The 16,370-nt window shown below is 60.0% G+C and carries 14 protein-coding genes and 1 tRNA gene; 6 read left to right on the top strand and 9 right to left on the bottom strand.

The annotated features are described in order from the left end of the window. Positions 1-110: 110 nt before the first annotated feature. The 7 genes from EI291_RS10980 to EI291_RS10950 all read right to left on the bottom strand — a co-directional run bounded on the left by EI291_RS10980 (position 111) and on the right by EI291_RS10950 (position 8,342). Positions 111-596, bottom strand: a complete 486-nt coding sequence (locus EI291_RS10980; protein ID WP_125419878.1) for an energy transducer TonB — start codon at positions 594-596, stop codon at positions 111-113. Between the two features lie 113 nt (positions 597-709). Beyond that, a complete protein-coding gene (locus EI291_RS10975) occupies positions 710-2,191 on the bottom strand; it encodes a sodium:solute symporter (RefSeq protein WP_170172602.1) in 1,482 nt (493 codons plus the stop codon). A gap of 120 nt (positions 2,192-2,311) precedes the next feature. Next, entirely contained in the window at positions 2,312-3,874 is a 1,563-nt protein-coding gene (locus EI291_RS10970; RefSeq protein ID WP_125419877.1) for a TolC family protein, read from the bottom strand. A 5-nt stretch (positions 3,875-3,879) separates the two neighbouring features. After that, a complete protein-coding gene (locus EI291_RS10965; RefSeq protein WP_125419876.1) occupies positions 3,880-5,271 on the bottom strand; it encodes an HlyD family secretion protein in 1,392 nt (463 codons plus the stop codon). Continuing rightward, a complete protein-coding gene (locus tag EI291_RS10960) occupies positions 5,264-6,277 on the bottom strand; it encodes an ABC transporter transmembrane domain-containing protein (protein WP_125419875.1) in 1,014 nt (337 codons plus the stop codon). The genes EI291_RS10965 and EI291_RS10960 overlap by 8 nt, the downstream gene beginning before the upstream one ends. A gap of 375 nt (positions 6,278-6,652) precedes the next feature. Next, on the bottom strand, positions 6,653-7,669 hold the full coding sequence (locus EI291_RS10955) for an MBL fold metallo-hydrolase (RefSeq protein WP_125419874.1): 1,017 nt from the start codon (positions 7,667-7,669) through the stop codon (positions 6,653-6,655). Positions 7,670-7,772: 103 nt separating this feature from the next. Next, a complete protein-coding gene (locus tag EI291_RS10950) occupies positions 7,773-8,342 on the bottom strand; it encodes a hypothetical protein (protein WP_125419873.1) in 570 nt (189 codons plus the stop codon). 215 nt (positions 8,343-8,557) lie between these two features. Between EI291_RS10950 and EI291_RS10945 the strand changes: the two genes are divergently transcribed. The 3 genes from EI291_RS10945 (at position 8,558) to EI291_RS10935 (ending at position 11,395) form a co-directional block, all read left to right on the top strand. After that, positions 8,558-9,286 (top strand): Bax inhibitor-1/YccA family protein, encoded by a 729-nt coding sequence (locus EI291_RS10945; protein WP_125419872.1) that lies wholly within the window; start codon positions 8,558-8,560, stop codon positions 9,284-9,286. A gap of 212 nt (positions 9,287-9,498) precedes the next feature. After that, the gene (locus EI291_RS10940; protein WP_125419871.1) at positions 9,499-10,152 is read left to right on the top strand and encodes a hypothetical protein; all 654 of its coding nucleotides are present in this window, start codon (positions 9,499-9,501) and stop codon (positions 10,150-10,152) included. A gap of 82 nt (positions 10,153-10,234) precedes the next feature. Beyond that, on the top strand, positions 10,235-11,395 hold the full coding sequence (locus tag EI291_RS10935; protein WP_125419870.1) for a glucose-1-phosphate adenylyltransferase family protein: 1,161 nt from the start codon (positions 10,235-10,237) through the stop codon (positions 11,393-11,395). Positions 11,396-11,488: 93 nt separating this feature from the next. Here EI291_RS10935 and EI291_RS10930 read toward each other — a convergent pair whose 3' ends face one another. Further along, positions 11,489-13,327, bottom strand: coding sequence for a M61 family metallopeptidase (locus tag EI291_RS10930; protein ID WP_125419869.1), 1,839 nt, complete (start codon positions 13,325-13,327; stop codon positions 11,489-11,491). 143 nt (positions 13,328-13,470) lie between these two features. Then, a complete protein-coding gene (locus EI291_RS10925) occupies positions 13,471-14,112 on the bottom strand; it encodes a class I SAM-dependent methyltransferase (RefSeq protein WP_125419868.1) in 642 nt (213 codons plus the stop codon). A 105-nt stretch (positions 14,113-14,217) separates the two neighbouring features. Here EI291_RS10925 and EI291_RS10920 point away from each other — a divergent pair, with 105 nt between their 5' ends. The 3 genes from EI291_RS10920 to EI291_RS10910 all read left to right on the top strand — a co-directional run bounded on the left by EI291_RS10920 (position 14,218) and on the right by EI291_RS10910 (position 15,972). Then, on the top strand, positions 14,218-14,934 hold the full coding sequence (locus tag EI291_RS10920) for a phosphatase PAP2 family protein (protein WP_125419867.1): 717 nt from the start codon (positions 14,218-14,220) through the stop codon (positions 14,932-14,934). 133 nt (positions 14,935-15,067) lie between these two features. Beyond that, positions 15,068-15,149, top strand: a tRNA-Leu gene (locus tag EI291_RS10915). A 151-nt stretch (positions 15,150-15,300) separates the two neighbouring features. After that, entirely contained in the window at positions 15,301-15,972 is a 672-nt protein-coding gene (locus EI291_RS10910) for a phosphatase PAP2 family protein (RefSeq protein ID WP_125419866.1), read from the top strand. Positions 15,973-16,370: the final 398 nt, after the last annotated feature.

Here is a 16,370-nt window from a genome sequence, read left to right as displayed (position 1 = left end):
ATTTTGTTGGTTAAGAGCTAAGAGTGAGGAGACAGAAGCTAGGAGTTGCAGGGCAGAATTCTACGTGAACTTCCTGCCTCCCAACTCCTGGCTTCCATCTCCTCACTTCTTTATTCAAATTTATTCTTGCCCTGCTCTACCTTCAGCCCCTCGGAGTTGCCGAAGGGAATGGGTAGGCGCACCTGGGTGGCCACGGGCTGGCCCTTGCGGGTAGCCGGTTTCCAGGCCGGCATCTGGCCCAGTACCCGGAGTGCTTCCGTGTCGCACTCGGGGCTGAGGGGCTGCACCACCGAGGGATTAGTGAGGTGGCCGTCGGCTTCCACAGTGAAGGTCATCACCACGTTGCCGCTGATTTGCTTGACGCTGGCTGCCTCCGGATACTTTAGATTCTGCTGAAAAAACGTGCTTAACCCCTGCGCCCCGCCCGGAAACTGCGGGGGCGCATCGGGGCGGTTGGCAGCGGGCCTGGCCTGGGCCTGCATTCGGCCCGGCTGCAGCTCAATGGGCTGTTTAGGAGCCGGTGTCGGAGTTTGCTGGGCCTGTGCCGCTCCGGCGGCCAAAACTACAAGCCCGAAGATGAAGAAAGCATGTTTCATAGGGTTGGCGGGTTGGTAGGAGTGGACCAAAAGAACGTCATGCTTCGGCTGCGCTCAGCATGACGTTCTTTGTGGCTTCCCTTATCACAAAAGTACACCTCCCTAAACAACCCCTAGGCTACCGGGTTCAATTCGAGGTTGCGGGGGCGCGAAATTGCCAGCAAACCCAGGAAGGTGATGAGGCCGTTGAGCATCAGAATCTCAAAGCCAAACTCGTAGCCCCACCAGGCTTTGGAGTTGCTGTTGATAAACCATGTGAGCAGCGGAGCCACCACGCACACGGGCAGCACCAGCTTATCGGTAAGGCCGCGGCTGGTGAAGATGCCGAACGAGAACAGGCCCAGCAGCGGCCCGTAGGTGTAGCCCGCCGCCTTAAACACGGAGGTAATTACGCTCTGGTCGTTGATGGCCCGGAAAATCAGGATGATAATAATCAGCACGATGCTGAAGCCGAAGTGCGTGGCCTGGCGCAACTGCTTCTGCTTGGCCTCGTCATACTGCTTGATGTCGAGCATGTCCACGCAGAAGGAGGTGGTCAGGGCCGTCAGGGCCGAGTCGGCGGAAGCGTAGGTGACGGCAATGATGCCCAGGATGAACACGATGCCGGCAAACAGCGAGAAGTGGTTGGTAGCCAGCAGCGGAAACACGTTGTCGCCGATAACCTTGCCGGTGGCTGGGTTCATGGGCAGCTGAATGCCTTTGGCGGCGGCAAACTTATACAGCAGCACCCCCAGCGACAGGAAGAACACGTTCACCACCACAATGGCCAGCGTAAACCAGAACATGTTTTTCTGGGCGTCGGGCAGGGAGCGGCAGCTCAGGTTTTTCTGCATCATGTCCTGGTCGAGGCCGGTCATCACGATGGTGATGAAGGCACCCGAGGCAAACTGCTTCCAGAAGAACTTATCGTCCTTGGGGTCGGAGAAGTAAATCTGCGACATGGTGCTTTCCTTCACCGTTTTCACCAGCCCGGCAAAGCCCAGGTTCAGCTCGTCGGCCATCAGGTAAATGCTCACGGCCACGCACACCAGCATGGCCATGGTCTGGAAAGTATCGGTCCAGAGGATGGTTTTGAGGCCGCCCCGGAAGGTGTAGAGGTAAATGAGGAAGATGCTGACCGTCACCGTCACGGCAAACGGTACGCCCAGTCCATCAAACACGGCAAACTGCAGCACGCCCGCCACCAGAAACAACCGGAACGCCGCGCCCACGGCCCGGGAAATCAGGAAGAACAGCGCCCCGGTTTTGTAGCTCCAGAACCCAAAGCGCTGCTCCAGGTAGGTGTAGATGCTCACCAGCCGCAGGCGGTAGTACAGAGGCATCAGCACGGTGCCGATGACCAGGTAGCCCACAATGTAGCCCAGCACCACGGCCATGTAGCTCCAGCTCTGGGAGGCCACCATGCCGGGAATGGAAATGAACGTGACCCCCGACAGGGAGGTGCCAATCATGGCAAACGCCACCATGTACCAGGGGGCATTGCGGTTGGCAATGAAGAACGACTCACTCGTTGCCTTCCTCGAGGTGAGGTAGGCAATGATGATGAGCACCACGAAGTAGCCCGCAATCAGGCTCAGGATAAGTGTAGGCGACATGGAATAAGCTGATAGCTTTTGGCTGTTAGCTGTTAGCAGCGGCTTTCCGGCCGATGATGTGGAAAAGAACATCAAAGCTAACAGCTAATAGCCAAAAGCTATCAGCTTACTTCCGGTGGCCTACTCGGGGCGCACGGTACGGGTGCCGGCGTAGTAGTACAGCTCGGCCAGGGCTTTCTCGTAGCTGGCGCGCATGCTTTCCTGCTTCAGGCGCAGGTCGATGAGCTTGGTTTCGCGGGCGTTGACGAGGAAGATGGTGCTTTCGCCCAGCTCAAACTTCTGCGACTCGGCGGCCAGCAGAACGCGCTGGTTGGCAATGGCCTGGGCCTGCACGGCCAGCTGCCGCTCGTAGGCTTTCAGGGTGTTGTACTTGGTGCCTACCTGGTTGGCAATCTGGCGGCGGCTGTTCTGCTGCTCCAGGTTGGCATCCTGCACCTTCAGGCGGGTTTGCCAGAGCTTGCCCCGCTCCTTGCGCAGAAACAGAGGGAAGGCGAAATCCACGCCCACCTTGTAGTTGTCCCGGCCGAAATCGTAGTAGGCGGGCACCTCGGGGCGGTAAAAGTCGCCGCGGCTGAGCAGGTAGCCGCTCACGTTGATGGTGGGCTTTAGCAGCTCGCGGCGGTAGCGCTCCTCCACGCCTAGCTGCCGGATTTTGGCGTCGAGCTTGAGCAGGGTGGGGTGGCGGTTGGTGGCAAAATCCAGCAGTTGCTCATAGCCGGCCGAGTCGAGCGGGGTGAGGGGCGGGGTTTGGGGCACGGCGTAGGCGGGCAGTTCCACGGGCTGGCCATCCTTGTTCCAGAGGTGGTTGGACAGCAGCAGGCGGGCGTTCTGCAGCTCCACGCGCAGCTGCTCAAACTGCACCTGCCGGTCCTGCACCGTAATCTGGGCCTCCACCGAGTCGATGGGGGCCTGGTCGCCGAGCTGGGCGCGGCGGCTGGTGCCCCGAAACCGGGTTTCAGCCAGCTCAATGCCTTCCTGAATCAGCAGCATCTGCTGGTAGGTGTTGTACCAATTCCAGTAGTCCTGGGCGGCGCGCAGCCACACTTCGTTGATTTGCTTCACGCGCTCGGCCTCGGCGGCATCCACCATGATGCGGGCCTGCCGCAGGGTGCTGCGGCGCTCATCAATGAGCAAGCCCTGCCCCAGCGGCACCGACAGCCCCGCCACGGCCAGGCCTTTCTGCGGGGTGCGGTACTCGGGGTTCACGTAGGTGCCCACCATCCGGTCGTAGCCTACCTTCAAATCAATGCCCCCGGGCCAGATGGGTACTTTCAGCTCGTTGGACCAGTTGTTATAGTAATCGGTGCCCCCGAAGTATTTCCGGTCGAAGCCGGAGCCCAGCTTGGGGTCGAAACCGCCCCGGGCCTGCTGCACCTGGGCGCGGGCGTCGTCGCTAAGCAGGGCGGCTTGCTTCACTACCGGGTGATGGAGGAACACGAGGTCGGCCAGATCCTGCAGCGAGAAAACCCGGGCCGTATCCGTTGGAGGACGGTCCTGTGCCAGCTGGCGGGTTTGCAAAGGCGCAGGCTCCAGACCGGGCTTCTGCGCGGGCAGCCTGGGGTCCTGGGCAAGCGTGGCGGTGCTGATAGCCAGCCCGCACAGCAGCAGCCAGGCTGCGCGGCCGGAGGAAAAAGAGGGGAGCACCACGGCGGCGAAACGCCGGAGTTTAGGCAGGAGCGGCATACACACTATTTCTTGTCCTTCGAGGCAGTCTCTTTGATGGGTGCTTCGTCGGGGGCAGCCTGCAGGCTGGGCGGGAAGCCGTTGAGCTGCCGCCAGATTTCATACCATACGGGCACCGAGTCCAGAATCACCCAGCCGTACACGCCCGAACCCAGCCGCAGCTGAGCCGGCCACTGGTGGTCCTGGTCGCCGGGCTGCTCGGGGTGGCGGTCGGGGCGCACCAGCAGGCGGTATTTGCCGTTGGTGCTGCTCACCACGTCAATCACCGAGACGGTGCCGCCAAACGTGCCCACCGCTACGGAGGGCCAGCCCGAAAACTGCACGGCCGGCCAGCCATCAAACTGCAGCCGCACCTGGCGGCCCCGCTGAATCAGGGGCACGTCCATAGCCCGTACGTACATCTCCACGGCCAACACGGGCGCGTCGGGCTGCAGAGTGGCAATGGATTCGCCCTCCTTGATGGTTTCGCCGATGCCGGCTTTGAGCGTGCGCACCACGTAGCCGCTCTGGGGGGCGCGCACCACGTACAGGCCGCGGCGCACTTCCACGTTGCTGAGCTTGTTGCGCATGGCTGCCACTTCACCTTCCGAGGTAGACTTGGCCGACTCGGTGGAGCTCCGGTCGGAGCGGGCTTTGGCCACGTCCTGCTCGTACTTGGCGCGCAGGTTGCTCAGCTCGATGCGGGCGTTGGCCAGGGCCTGCTGGCTGCTGGCCACTTTGTTGCGGGCGGCCGTTACCTTGGCCAGGTCCTCCTGCAGCTTCAGGCGACGGGTTTCAATGTCGGTGAGGGAGAACAGGCCGTTTTTGTAACCTTCCTCGTAGCGAGCCAGGCGGGACTGAGCCGTTTGGTAGAAGTTGGTGGCGGCCACCAGGTCGGCCCGGTCGATGTTCAGGTAGTTTTCGGCCTGCTCCACCTTGTTGCGGGCCGATTGCAGCTGGACTTCCAGCGTAGCGGTGAGGGCCGCAATCTGCTGGTCGGTGGCGTTGATTTTGGCCTGGTAGGCTTCCACCGCGCCCCGCTTGGCGGTCAGTTGCTCGCGCAGACGCTGGGGCAGGTTGGGGTCGAAATACTCGTCCTTGATTTCCGAAATGGTGAGGATGGTATCCCCGCGCTTCACCAGCTGGCCCTCGCGCACGTTCCAGTGCTCAATACGGCCGGCAATCTGGTTCTGCACGGTTTGGGGGCGGTCCTGGGGGCGCAGGGTAGTGAGCGTGCCGCTGCCCTCAATGGTCTGGCGCCAGGGCAGAAACAGCACAATCAGAAACACCAGCCCAACGGCCAGCAGAATCCGCCCCAGCCGGCGGCTGTCCTTGGGGTCGAGCAGCTCACGGTGGGAAAGCTTCAGCTCCTCATCCCACACGGTATCATCTATGTCCTGATTCGACAGGTTAAGCATGGGTTTCGTCGGTTGTATGCTCGTCAATGGGTAAATCCGTCACTACGGCCAGCTTCTCCACGCCGGTCAGCATGTCGAATACCGTGCTTACCCCGGTCATCAGTTTTTCAATAGAAGCGCTGATCTGCACAATCAGCACCTCGGCGGCTACAAACTGGCCCAGCGTCATCTGCCGGGACACCACGAACAGCGTACCGGCAATAAGCAGGGCGGCTGTGAGAATGGTACGCAGGGCAATGGCCCAGCCGAAATACGACTTCAATACCCCAAAGTGGCCATTGCGGGCCCGCAGGTAGTCAGCCGTCAGCTCGTCAGTGCGCAGCAGGGCCCGCTGCTGTTCCTGCGCATTGTGCCGGAACTGAGGCAGGTTGCCGGCTACCTTCTCCAGCCAGGCCACCGTCTTGTATTTGTACGACGATTCCTCCAGGCTGGTGCGCAGGGCCCGGCGGTAGTTCACCACGTAAATCAGTCCCAGCATGAGCAGCGTCACCACGCCAAACCCAATAAAAACGGGGTGGTAGAAGGACAGCACAATCACGGCAAACAGAATCTGAAAGCCGGCAAACATCAGATCAATCAACAGCTTGGTGAGGCCCTTCTGCACCGTCAGGATATCGAAAAAGCGGTTCACCAGCTCCGGTGGGTTTTCGCCTTCCAGCGCCTTGGGCTCGATGCGCGGCAGGCGGTAGGCAAACTCGATGGCGGCCTTGGCAAACAGGCGCTGCTCAATGGCTTCCACCAGGGTAAGCTGCCCTACCAGCAGCAGCCCGCCCAGCAGCACGCCCAGCACCACCACCCCAATCAGGATGTAGGTGGAGCTGAACACCGCACCCGTGGATACCAGGTTGAATACGGCCTGGGTGCCCAGCGGCAGCGTCAGGCTGATGAGGCCTGTCACAATGGCGTAGTACAGGATGTAGCGGATGGCCCGCCGCTCGGTGTCGAGCATGCGGGTAAGGCGTTGCCACGGGGTAGGCGGCGGTAAATTGAGGGTTTTGGAGGCCATACGGGCGAATAAAGAACGAGGGCAATCGGGCAAACTACCAGCCGGAGGCAGTACCATCCGGATGTGAGTTGACACGGCGGAAGGACAACAGAAGGGGTGCGTATCGGAAAGCCATCAGATAGCCCGGCCCTTTTACTGTCAGCTCTTCCGCCTGGGTTTCTTTCCAACCACAAAAATACGGCCCAGGTTGTGGGGTTAGGATTTAATTGTGGTTAAAATGGTATTAAATTAATTTAATGTCACTCCGTTAAGCAATAGTAAACTACTCTTATTCATCCATTCACCTCATTTGAAGAGTATAAAAACAGCCCGTCAACTCTGGGCTGACGGGCTTGAAAAAGAGCACCTTCTGTGCGGGCAGGCCCCGGGCGAGAGTTATTCCCAGTCCTGCCAGTGCAGCACTTCGCCCACGGCTGGCACGTGCAGGTCACCGCGCAGCATACCGCCGGCGGCCACCATCTGCAGCTCCCGGATGGGCTCGGATGCTGGCTCGTCGCTGAGGTCGAAGGTACCGTAGTGCATGGGCACCACGTGGCCAGCGCGCAGCTGGTTGGCCGCTTTGGCCGCTTCGTGCGGGTTAACGTGGCTCATCTGCATCATATAGGGCGGCTTATAGGCTCCAATCGGCATCAGCACGATATCCAGGGGGCCAAACTGCCGCTCAATCTCCTCGAAATGGCCCGCCATGGAGGTGTCGCCGGCGAAGTAGATGGTGCGGCCATCGGGCAGGCGCAGCAGGAAGGAGCCCCAGAGCACCGTGTTCAGATCCAGCAGGCCCCGGCGGTGCCAGTGCGAGGCGGGCAGGTAAAATAGCTCAAACGGGGCATCCGGGCCCAAATTGAACTGCTGCCACCAGCCGGCTTCCTGCACGGCCAGCTGCGGAGCCATACCGCGCAGCAGCCCGGCCATGCCCAGCGGTCCGAAAGCCCGCAGCGGCGGATTCTGCTGGGCCAGCTGCCGCACCGATTTCTCGTCCAGATGGTCGCGGTGGCCGTGGCTGAGCAGCAGGAAATCAATATTGATGATGTCTTCGGGCCGGCAAGGCAGGGCGTGGCGGCGGCGCAGTCGCAGGGAGGAAAACAGCACTGGGTCGAACAGCAGGGTTGTACAGCTCACCCGCAGCACAAACGAGGCATGTCCCAGCCACACCAGTCCATCTTCCTGGCCGGCCAGGAAGGCCGAGCAATCTACTACTTCGGGTACCCAGGTGTCAGCCTTCTTCTCCTCTTTCTGCGGGTTTTTGCTGAGTTGCCACTTGAATACGGTGCCGAAGCTGGGCTCGTACAGCTCCTCGCCGTTGCAGTATTCGCGCCCGATCATCTTGTTGCCGGGGTAGTTGGGCTTGATGATGGGCAATTGCGGGTTGTGAACGAAATGGGGAGCAGAGGCCATGAAAACAGGGAAGCGGCGGAAAATCAGCCCAAAGAAACACCAAAACAAACGGGCAATCCGAAGGAAGTTCAGATTGCCCGTGGCAGTTTATTGTCCGTAAAATCTAGTATCCGATGGGGCTGCCCGGTCCGAACAGGGGCGAGTAGCTGCCCGGGTAGGCCGTAGCGCCGTTGCTGACCCGTACCCCACCCGAGACCGAAAAGTTCTCGGTGATGTGGTAGTCGGCGCGCAGGTTTACGCCGGTACCCATGTTACCCCCGAAACCGGCGTAAGGGCTCACCAACGGGCCGGTAGCAGGGGAGAGGTCTTTCCAGGCAGAGCCACTAAGAGTTACGCGGGGCGAAAGAGCATACTGGCCGCCGCCCTGGATGAGGTAATGATTGGTAGCCATTGGTAATGAACGGCCGGCCTCCCCGAACGGCGCATACGCCAGACCCGGCATGGCCCGCAGGTACGTAACGCCCCCAAATACTGAGAACCGCTGCGTAACCGGCACCGAAACCATCGGGCTCAGATACGTGGCCGAGCCATAGCGCCCGGCAAATGTGGCTCCGGCCTGCAGGCTGTAGTGGGGCCGCAACCCCAGGCGGGGCTTTACCGGAGAGGTCTGAGCCTGGGCAGCAGTAGCCAGCAAGAGGACGGCCGCACCTGAAAAAGAAAGGTGTGAAAGCATACGGAAAATACTGCCGGGCAGTGTGAAGGATAGACAGCTAAGGTACGAACGCACAGCGGCACGCGCTAGTGCGCTTATGGATACAAGAACCCCACTAAGGCTAATAAGTTGCTCGAAGCATGGGCAGGTGGCCCTGCGCTATTGCAGACACTGGTATCCTTCGTACTTTGGATGCTCTCAATCTCTTTCTTCATTTTATCCCTGTCCATTACTTCATGGAAAATCTTTTACCCGAAGAACCAAGTGCCCAGCCTGTTATTCAGATTAGTGCTGAAGAAGCCTCCCAGATTCAGAGTGCCTTTATGCGGCAGGTGTACGGCTGGATGGCGGCGGCCCTGGCCCTGACGGGCGGGGTAGCACTGCTTGTTAGCGGAACCCCCGAAATCGTGGAGCTGGTAGTGGGCAACCGCCTGGTCTTTTTTGCGTTGTTGCTGCTGGAAATGTTTGTAGTCGGCTACATTTCCGCCCGGGCGTTTGACATGGAATCCGGTACCGTAACCAGAGCTTTCCTGGCGTATTCCGTGCTGAACGGCATTACGCTCAGTATTATCTTCTTGGTGTTCACCGCCGATTCTATTGCGTCCACGTTCTTCGTATCGGCGGCTACGTTTGGGGTGATGAGCCTGTACGGCTATTTCACGCGCACTAATCTTGCACGCTGGGGCAATATCCTGATGATGGGGGTAGTGGGCCTCATCATTGCTTCCGTAGTAAACCTGTTCTGGCTGAACTCGCTGCTGTACACCATTACCTCGTTTGTAGGGGTGGTGCTGTTCGTGGCTCTTACTGCTTATGACACGCAGAAAATGAAAGCCCTAGCCTTTGTGGGCATCCATGATGATGAAACGGACCGGAAAGCGGCCGTGCTGGGAGCCCTTACGCTCTACCTTGATTTCGTCAATCTGTTCCTGTTTCTGCTGCGCATTTTCGGCCGTCGGCGCTAACGGGTAGAGCTTCTTCGTCTCAATTCACAACAGGTCCCCGGCGTTAATCGTCGGGGGCCTGTTGCGTTACTGCTGAAGCGAGTAACCTCATTTCTGACTGGCCGGAAGTTTTTTAGACTGCATGACCGTCTGAGTTACAGCCTAGCAAAGACACTGGAAGTGGTGCGCGTCCGGGCAAAAAACGCAAACTTGGGCGGCCATATCCTTTTATCATGAGCGAATTTCAATCATATCAGCGTTTTCCGAACGTGGAAGTGGCCCAGCCGCTACTGCAACTGTTGCACCAGCATGGTATTCTCTACGAAACGCTACTGGACCAGCCGCGCATCGACCCATCTTTTGCGTTTAATCCTACCAACTCCTACTTCGTGGTGAAAGTACGGCCGGCGGACGTGGAAGCTGTGCGGGCCCTGGAAATGGCCGCCGATGAGGAGCTGACGGCCACCGCCCCGGCCGACCACTACCTGTTTCGCTTTACCGACGAGGAGCTGCTGGATGTGCTGCTGAAGGCTGATGAGTGGAGCAGCTTCGATGTGGCCCTGGCCCGCCGTATCCTGCGTCAGCGCGGGCAGGAAGTCAGCCCCCTGCTACTGGAGCAACTGCGGCAGCAACGGTTACAGGACTTAGCCCAGCCCGAGCCTTCCCAGAAAGCCTGGGTGCTGTTCGGCTATGCAGTGGCACTGCTGGGCGGGCTGGTGGCCATCTTCATCGGCTGGCATTTGCGCACGCATACCAAGCAGCTGCCCGACGGCCGCAAGGTACCGGCCTTTAACACTCAGGACCGGGTACACGGTCTGCGGATTCTGATTCTGGGCGTGGTGTGCTTCGTGGGCTCTGTGGTGCTGCGATTGATGCAGAGCGAATAAGCGCCGGTAAGTACCGGTAGTTTCGGCGGTTGCCGTGGGAGCTACGTAAGCAGAGGACTGTATCTGACTGACGTAGCCGCTCATGCAAACTCCCGTTCTCAACCAGGCCCGAGGTACCCGCCTGCACGGCCAGAAAGTGCTGGTATTGGTGCTGGCCGGGGGCAAAGGCTCCCGGATGGGGCTGCTTACCCAGCGCCGTGCCAAGCCGGTGTTGCCCATTGCGGGCACCTACCGGCTCATCGACTTTGCTCTGTCCAACTGCGTAAACTCGGGGCTGACGGATGTGTGGGTGCTGGAATCCTACGAGCTGCATACCCTTAACGACCACCTGGGCGGGGGCCGACCCTGGGACCTGGACCGCACCTACGGCGGCCTGCGCGTGCTGCCCCCGGTTACGGGTCCGGAAGGCGCGGGCTTTGCCGGGGGCAACGCCGCCGCTCTGTATCAGCAGCTGCCCTTAATCCGGCAATTCGCCCCCGACCTGCTGCTGGTACTGTCCGCTGACCACCTCTACACGCTGGATTTCGGGCCGATAATAGCCGAACACCTGCGCCGCCGGGCTCAGGTAACGATGGTTACCACCGCCGTGCCACCCCAGGACCACGCCACCCGCTTTGGCAACGTGGTGCTCACCCGGGCCGGGCGCGTGCGGCGCTTTGCCTACAAGCCAGCCCGGCCGCTGTCGGATACCATTACCACCGAGGTATTTCTCTACGATATGACCACGCTGGATAGCACGCTCACGGCACTGGCCGAGCAGCACACCAACCTCAAGGATTTTGGCGACTTCCTGCTGCCCACGCTGGTAAAAGGTGGAAAAGCTTACGCATTTCCGTTTCAAGGCTACTGGCGCGACGTGGGCATTCCGCAAGCGTACTGGCAGGCCCACATGGACTTACTCGATAACCAGGGCGTACCTCTTGACCACCCCGACTGGCCCCTCTATACCCTGGCGCTGCCCCGGCCCCCGGCTCGGCTGGCAGCCGGCGTGCAGGTAGCGGATAGCCTGATTGCCCCCGGCTGCCACGTAGCCGGCACCGTGCGCCGCAGCGTGCTCGGCCCCGATGTGACCGTGGAAGCCGGGGCGGTGCTTGAGGAATGTGTGGTGCTGGCCGGCTGCCACGTTGCCGTCGGTGCGCACCTGCGCCGGGTAATCGTAGATGCCGGCTACCAGGTAGCGGCAGGCCGCAGGTGGTGGGGCGAGCAGGTAAAAGTGTTGGGCGAAAAAGAGGACGAGGAATAGAACACCCCGAAGAGCGAAACGACAACAGCCCCCAACACGATGAAATGTCGGGGGCTGTTGTCGGTGTGAGCCGGTGCTGTTTCGGCGAAGTGCTTAGCCTTTGGCTTTCCCGTTCAGCCAGTCAGCGCGGAATTTCTTCTGGGCTTTGCTGACTGGGCGCTTGGCCTGCTCGTAAGTAACTACTTCCAGCGTGTTATCCTCCTGCAGGGTTACAGAGGCGGTGCGCACCAGGCCGCGGGAGCGAACTTCTACCGGCAGCACGTCGCCGGGCTTATGCGCAGCCAGCAGGGTCTGCATTTCCTTGGCGTTGGTGGGTTTGCGGCCATCTATTTTTAGCACCACATCTTCCCGGTCGAGGCCGGCCTGGTAGAGGGGGCTGCCCAGCAGAGTGGTGCCGAGGGTAGCAGTGCTGTCGGGGTTGAATTGCAGGCGGGCGCCCAAGGTGGCCTGGCCGGCGCGGGCCGGACGAACCAGCATGCCCGCCGGGGCCAGCAGCGCATCGTACTTAGGCAGTTCATGGCCCATGATGTGCTGGCGGAAAAACTGCCCCGCAAAGGCGGTATCCTTGCTCACGGTGCCCAGCACCCGCTGCAGGTCGCGCAGGGTGTAGGGTTTGGCGGGGGCGTAGTTCTGCTGCTCGCCGTGCTCTTTCCAGAGAGCCCGCATATAGGTGTCGAGGTCGGTTTTGAAACGGCTGCGCAGCTCCAGATCCAGTGCCAAAGCGTTGGCTGCCCCAATGTAGTAGTAGCTCAGATAGGTGTTGGAGCGGTTATTCGGGTCAATGGCGGCGGCCGCATCCACGAAGGGGGCCTGCTGACTCATGTACACCGGCGAGTACCGCTTGGGTCCGGGCATGGTCAGCATCGCATCCACCATACCGCTGAGGGTTTGCTGGCTGAACTGGTCGTCGGTTTGCAGACCGGCGCGGCGCATCAGCAGCATGCCATAGTACTGCGTGAAGCCCTCAGCAAACCACAGGTTGCTGCTCATATTGGCCCGCTGAAAATCGAACGGCTCCAGATCCTGGGGCCGCAGGCGTTCCACGTTCCAGCTATGGAAGAATTCGTGAGCCACGGTGCTCAGGTTGGCCATAGCCTCGTTGCCGCGCAGGGGGCGGTTGCTGGTGACGGAGGTGGAGTTGCGGTGCTCCATCCCGTCGCCGCTGGTCTGGGGCAGGTAGTTGGCAATGAAGGTGTAGCGGCCGAAATCATATTCGGGCAGGCCCCCGAAAATTGCGGCGGCTTCCTTCACAATCTTCTTGGTGTTGGCCACGTAGGCATCCAGCTCAGCCGGCGTGCCATCGTGCAGCACCTGCATTTCAATGGTGCGGCCGGCTTCCTGCCAGGTCCGCATCTGTTGAGGACCCAGCGAGGTAGGGGAGTCCATGAGGTATTGCAGGTGCGGAGCCGTCCAGGTGCCGCCCGCTTCGGGCTTCAGCTGCGAAGCCACCGTCCAGCCCTCGGGTAGCTGAAACTGCACGGCAGCGGGGCGCTGCTCCAGACCCTGGGCATAGGCCAGCGTGGCCGGCATATTCAGGTGGGCGTGGCGGCTGTCGATACCGGCGTAGGTGCCGTCCGTTCGGTCGCCGAACAGCGTGTAGGTGAATACCACCGTGCCATCGTGGCCGGCCACCGTCCACCCATACGGGTCGGGTTTGCCCACAGCCAGCGCGTTGCCTTTAGAGTCCGTAGCCTGCACATCATATACGTTTTTGGCAAACTCGTGCAGGGCATACCGGCCCGGCGAGGAACGGGCCATGCGCACCTGCAGCGGCCCGGCCGGCAGCTCCCGGAACGTCACCGTTATGCGGGCTTCGTGGTGCACGGCATTCGGAAACGCCACATTGTATTGAACGGGGGCCTGAGCAAGTGCCGGGCGGCTCAGGGCCAGAGGCAAGCTCAGAAGTAATAAGGCGGCAGATTTCCGCATCATAATCAAAGAAACAGGTAGAGGATGGATACAGACGCGAACCTACGGCTTTCCGTTGCTAATTGTCAGTTGTCAGTTGCCTGTTGTCGATGGATAAGTTTTACTGACAACTGACAACTGATAACGGACAACGAACAGCTACTGCCTCAGCGCCACACACTGGCTTCCACCATACCTCCAAAAAAAATGCCTGCCGGAGTGGGTGCCAGCTCGGTCCGGCGCAGCTCTGCTTCGATGGGAGGCCGCTGTCGGGCGCTAATGCCCGTGCTCAGGCCGAAGAAACGATACATCAGCCACAGCAGCGCGCGGTGCCACCAGCGGCGGGGCTCGGCGAAATCGGCTAGTAGCCACACTCCGCCGGGGACCAAGGCCATCCGCAGATGCTTCACAATGGCGCGTAGGCGTACCGGCTCAAACAGATCCAGGAAAAAGAACGTCAGCACTACCTTAAACCGCTCATGTGGCAACAGCGTCGCTTCCGTACCCAGCCGAAACTCTACCTGCGCCAGGTGCTGCGGCAGATGCTGATGCAGCCACGCCTGGCTGAGAGCCAGCATGCGGGGCGAGGCCTCCAGATATACAATGCGGGCCGTAGGGCTGCGCCGCAATACCTCGCCCAGCACCCAGCCGGTACCGCCCCCAATTATTAATATCTGAACGGAGCCCGTAGGCAGACCCGCATCCAGCGCCGCCTGCTGGGCCCGCCGCAGCGCCGGACCATATACCAGCCGGGCCAGCGCATCGTAAAATGCGGCCACGCTATCAAAACCGGAGTCGGGCAGGGGCATCGGGAGTCGGGAAGGGCAAAAGGCGTACAGTTTCAACGAAAGTAGCTGCCGACGGTTTCTGCCGCCTGCATAGCGGTGGCGGCCCGCTTTCCGTATCAGGGGAATATGACGGGTACTTTTCGCCGGCTGCTGGCCGGAACTACGCTGTTTCTGACGGAGTTTGCCGTGGCCCTGCTGCTGGGTACGCTGGGCGTGGTGGCATTTCTGGCCCTGAGCCGGGAAGTATTTGATCAGGACGCGGCCACCTTCGATGCGGAGGCATTCCGCTGGACGCGCCAGCTGCTGGGGCCCGATCGGCAAAACTGGGTGGAGGCCGTCACGTTTCTGGCTTCCCGCAACTTCATCACGGCGGCGGGCTGCCTCCTCATTAACTGGTTTCTGCTGATGCGCCGGCACCGATGGTACTCCCTGCTGGTGCCGGTAGTAGCCCTGGGCAGCATCACGCTGAATCTGGTGCTGAAACAGCTGTATAACCGACCTCGGCCGCTGCTGCCGCTGGTATCGGCCTCGGGCCTGAGCTTTCCCAGTGGCCACGCCATGATTTCGGCCTCATTCTACGGGCTGCTGATTTACCTGGTCTGGACCAACGTGCGCCGCCCGGCTTGGCGCTACGGGGTAGCTGCTGCCCTGAGCCTGCTCATTCTGCTCATCGGCCTTACCCGGGTGTACCTCAGAGTGCACTACGCCACCGACGTGCTGGCGGGCTTCACGGCCGGGCTGGGGTGGCTGGTGGTAGCCATTCCGGTGCTGAAGCAACTGGAAATCCAGGCAAAAAAACGATTTAAAAATCGACTGCAATTGGCTGAAAAACAGCCTATATAGCGTAGAAACGAAATTTTTTACGAAAAATAATCTGACTTTTTTTGGGTCAAAGCTTGACACGCGTCGAAAAACACCCCTATCTTTGCAGCATCAAATGACACTCACACGGAGGTCAGACGATAAAAAGAGTGCTGCGCTTGTGGCGAAATTGGTAGACGCGCTGTCTTCAGGCGGCAGTTCCTAACGGTGTGAGAGTTCGAGTCTCTCCGAGCGCACGAAAGCCGATCCAGTAATGGGTCGGCTTTTTTGTTTGCCACAGGTTTTGGCTGCAGATGATTACGCAGCTTGTCAGGAGGGCCGGGGGATACCCCATCCTGGGGCCTGAAATCTGCGTAACCACCTTCGTCAGCGAAAATCTGTGCTTACATGAAGAACCTTACGGCCCGGTTGGCGGCCCTGCTTAGCCTGCTTACTCTGGAAGTGCTGATGGTGGCCGGTGTGTTTGTGGGCGTAGCACTGCTGTTCTTCTATCTCACGCGGGTGGTGTTCGTGGAGCACTCCATGCAATTCGATAACTGGGCATTTACGCAGATGGATACGTTACGCGCCGCCTGCCCCGGCCTTACGGGCCCGGTGCGGGGACTCACGTTCTTTGCCTCGCTGCCGTGGCTGGTGGCGGCGGGGGCGGGTATCCCGGTGCTGCTGCGGTGGCGCGGACACCACCGCGAGGCGCTGGAGGTACTGCTGGCCGTGGCAGGAGCCACGGTGCTCAACCAGTTGCTCAAAACCCACTTTCACCGGATGCGGCCGTCTTCCGCCCTCATCTTCCAGCCCGGCCTGAGCTTTCCCAGCGGCCACGCCATGATTGGACTGGCCTTGTACGGCTGCCTGGCCTGGCTGCTGTGGCAGCACCGAAGGCACCCGGCCTGGGCAGCGCTGCTGCTGACGTTTGCCATGTGCATCGGCCTCACCCGCGTGTACCTGCACGTACACTACGCCACCGATGTACTGGCGGGCTTCGCCGGGGCCATTTTCTGGCTGATCCTGCTCCGCACCGCTCTGCGGGTTTGGTGGCGGGAGAAGAAGGAAATAGAGTAATTTACGTCGTTAACAAATGATACAACAGTATGATGAAAATAACGGTATTTCTATTGTTTATAGCAGTTGTATACTTTCTATCATCGTATGCACATACTGCTGATTACAGAATATATCAGAATGAAATAAAAGCAGAATACAGAGGTGTCGTTAAGAATAAATATTTTAAGAAAGTGACTCACATACAAATAGATATTAACGGAGTTCAAAAGGATTTGGCAGTGATGAGTCCTGAATTGCGGAGTAAAGTACAGATGGGAGACACTATATATATAGCGGATTCGTGAACGGTTCGTCCGTTCATTTAGCTGGTTGAGTGTGATACCCACAGTGGTCAAACCAGTTGCGCGCATCTTGGCTAGTAATCCAACCGATGGCCTCGTGCAGAGCCGCTTCCA

Origin of the sequence: Hymenobacter rigui (assembly GCF_003944715.1) — a bacterium.
Classification (GTDB): domain Bacteria; phylum Bacteroidota; class Bacteroidia; order Cytophagales; family Hymenobacteraceae; genus Hymenobacter; species Hymenobacter rigui.
Note: the sequence above shows the minus strand (reverse complement) of the source record. Positions and strands in the feature narration are given on the sequence as shown.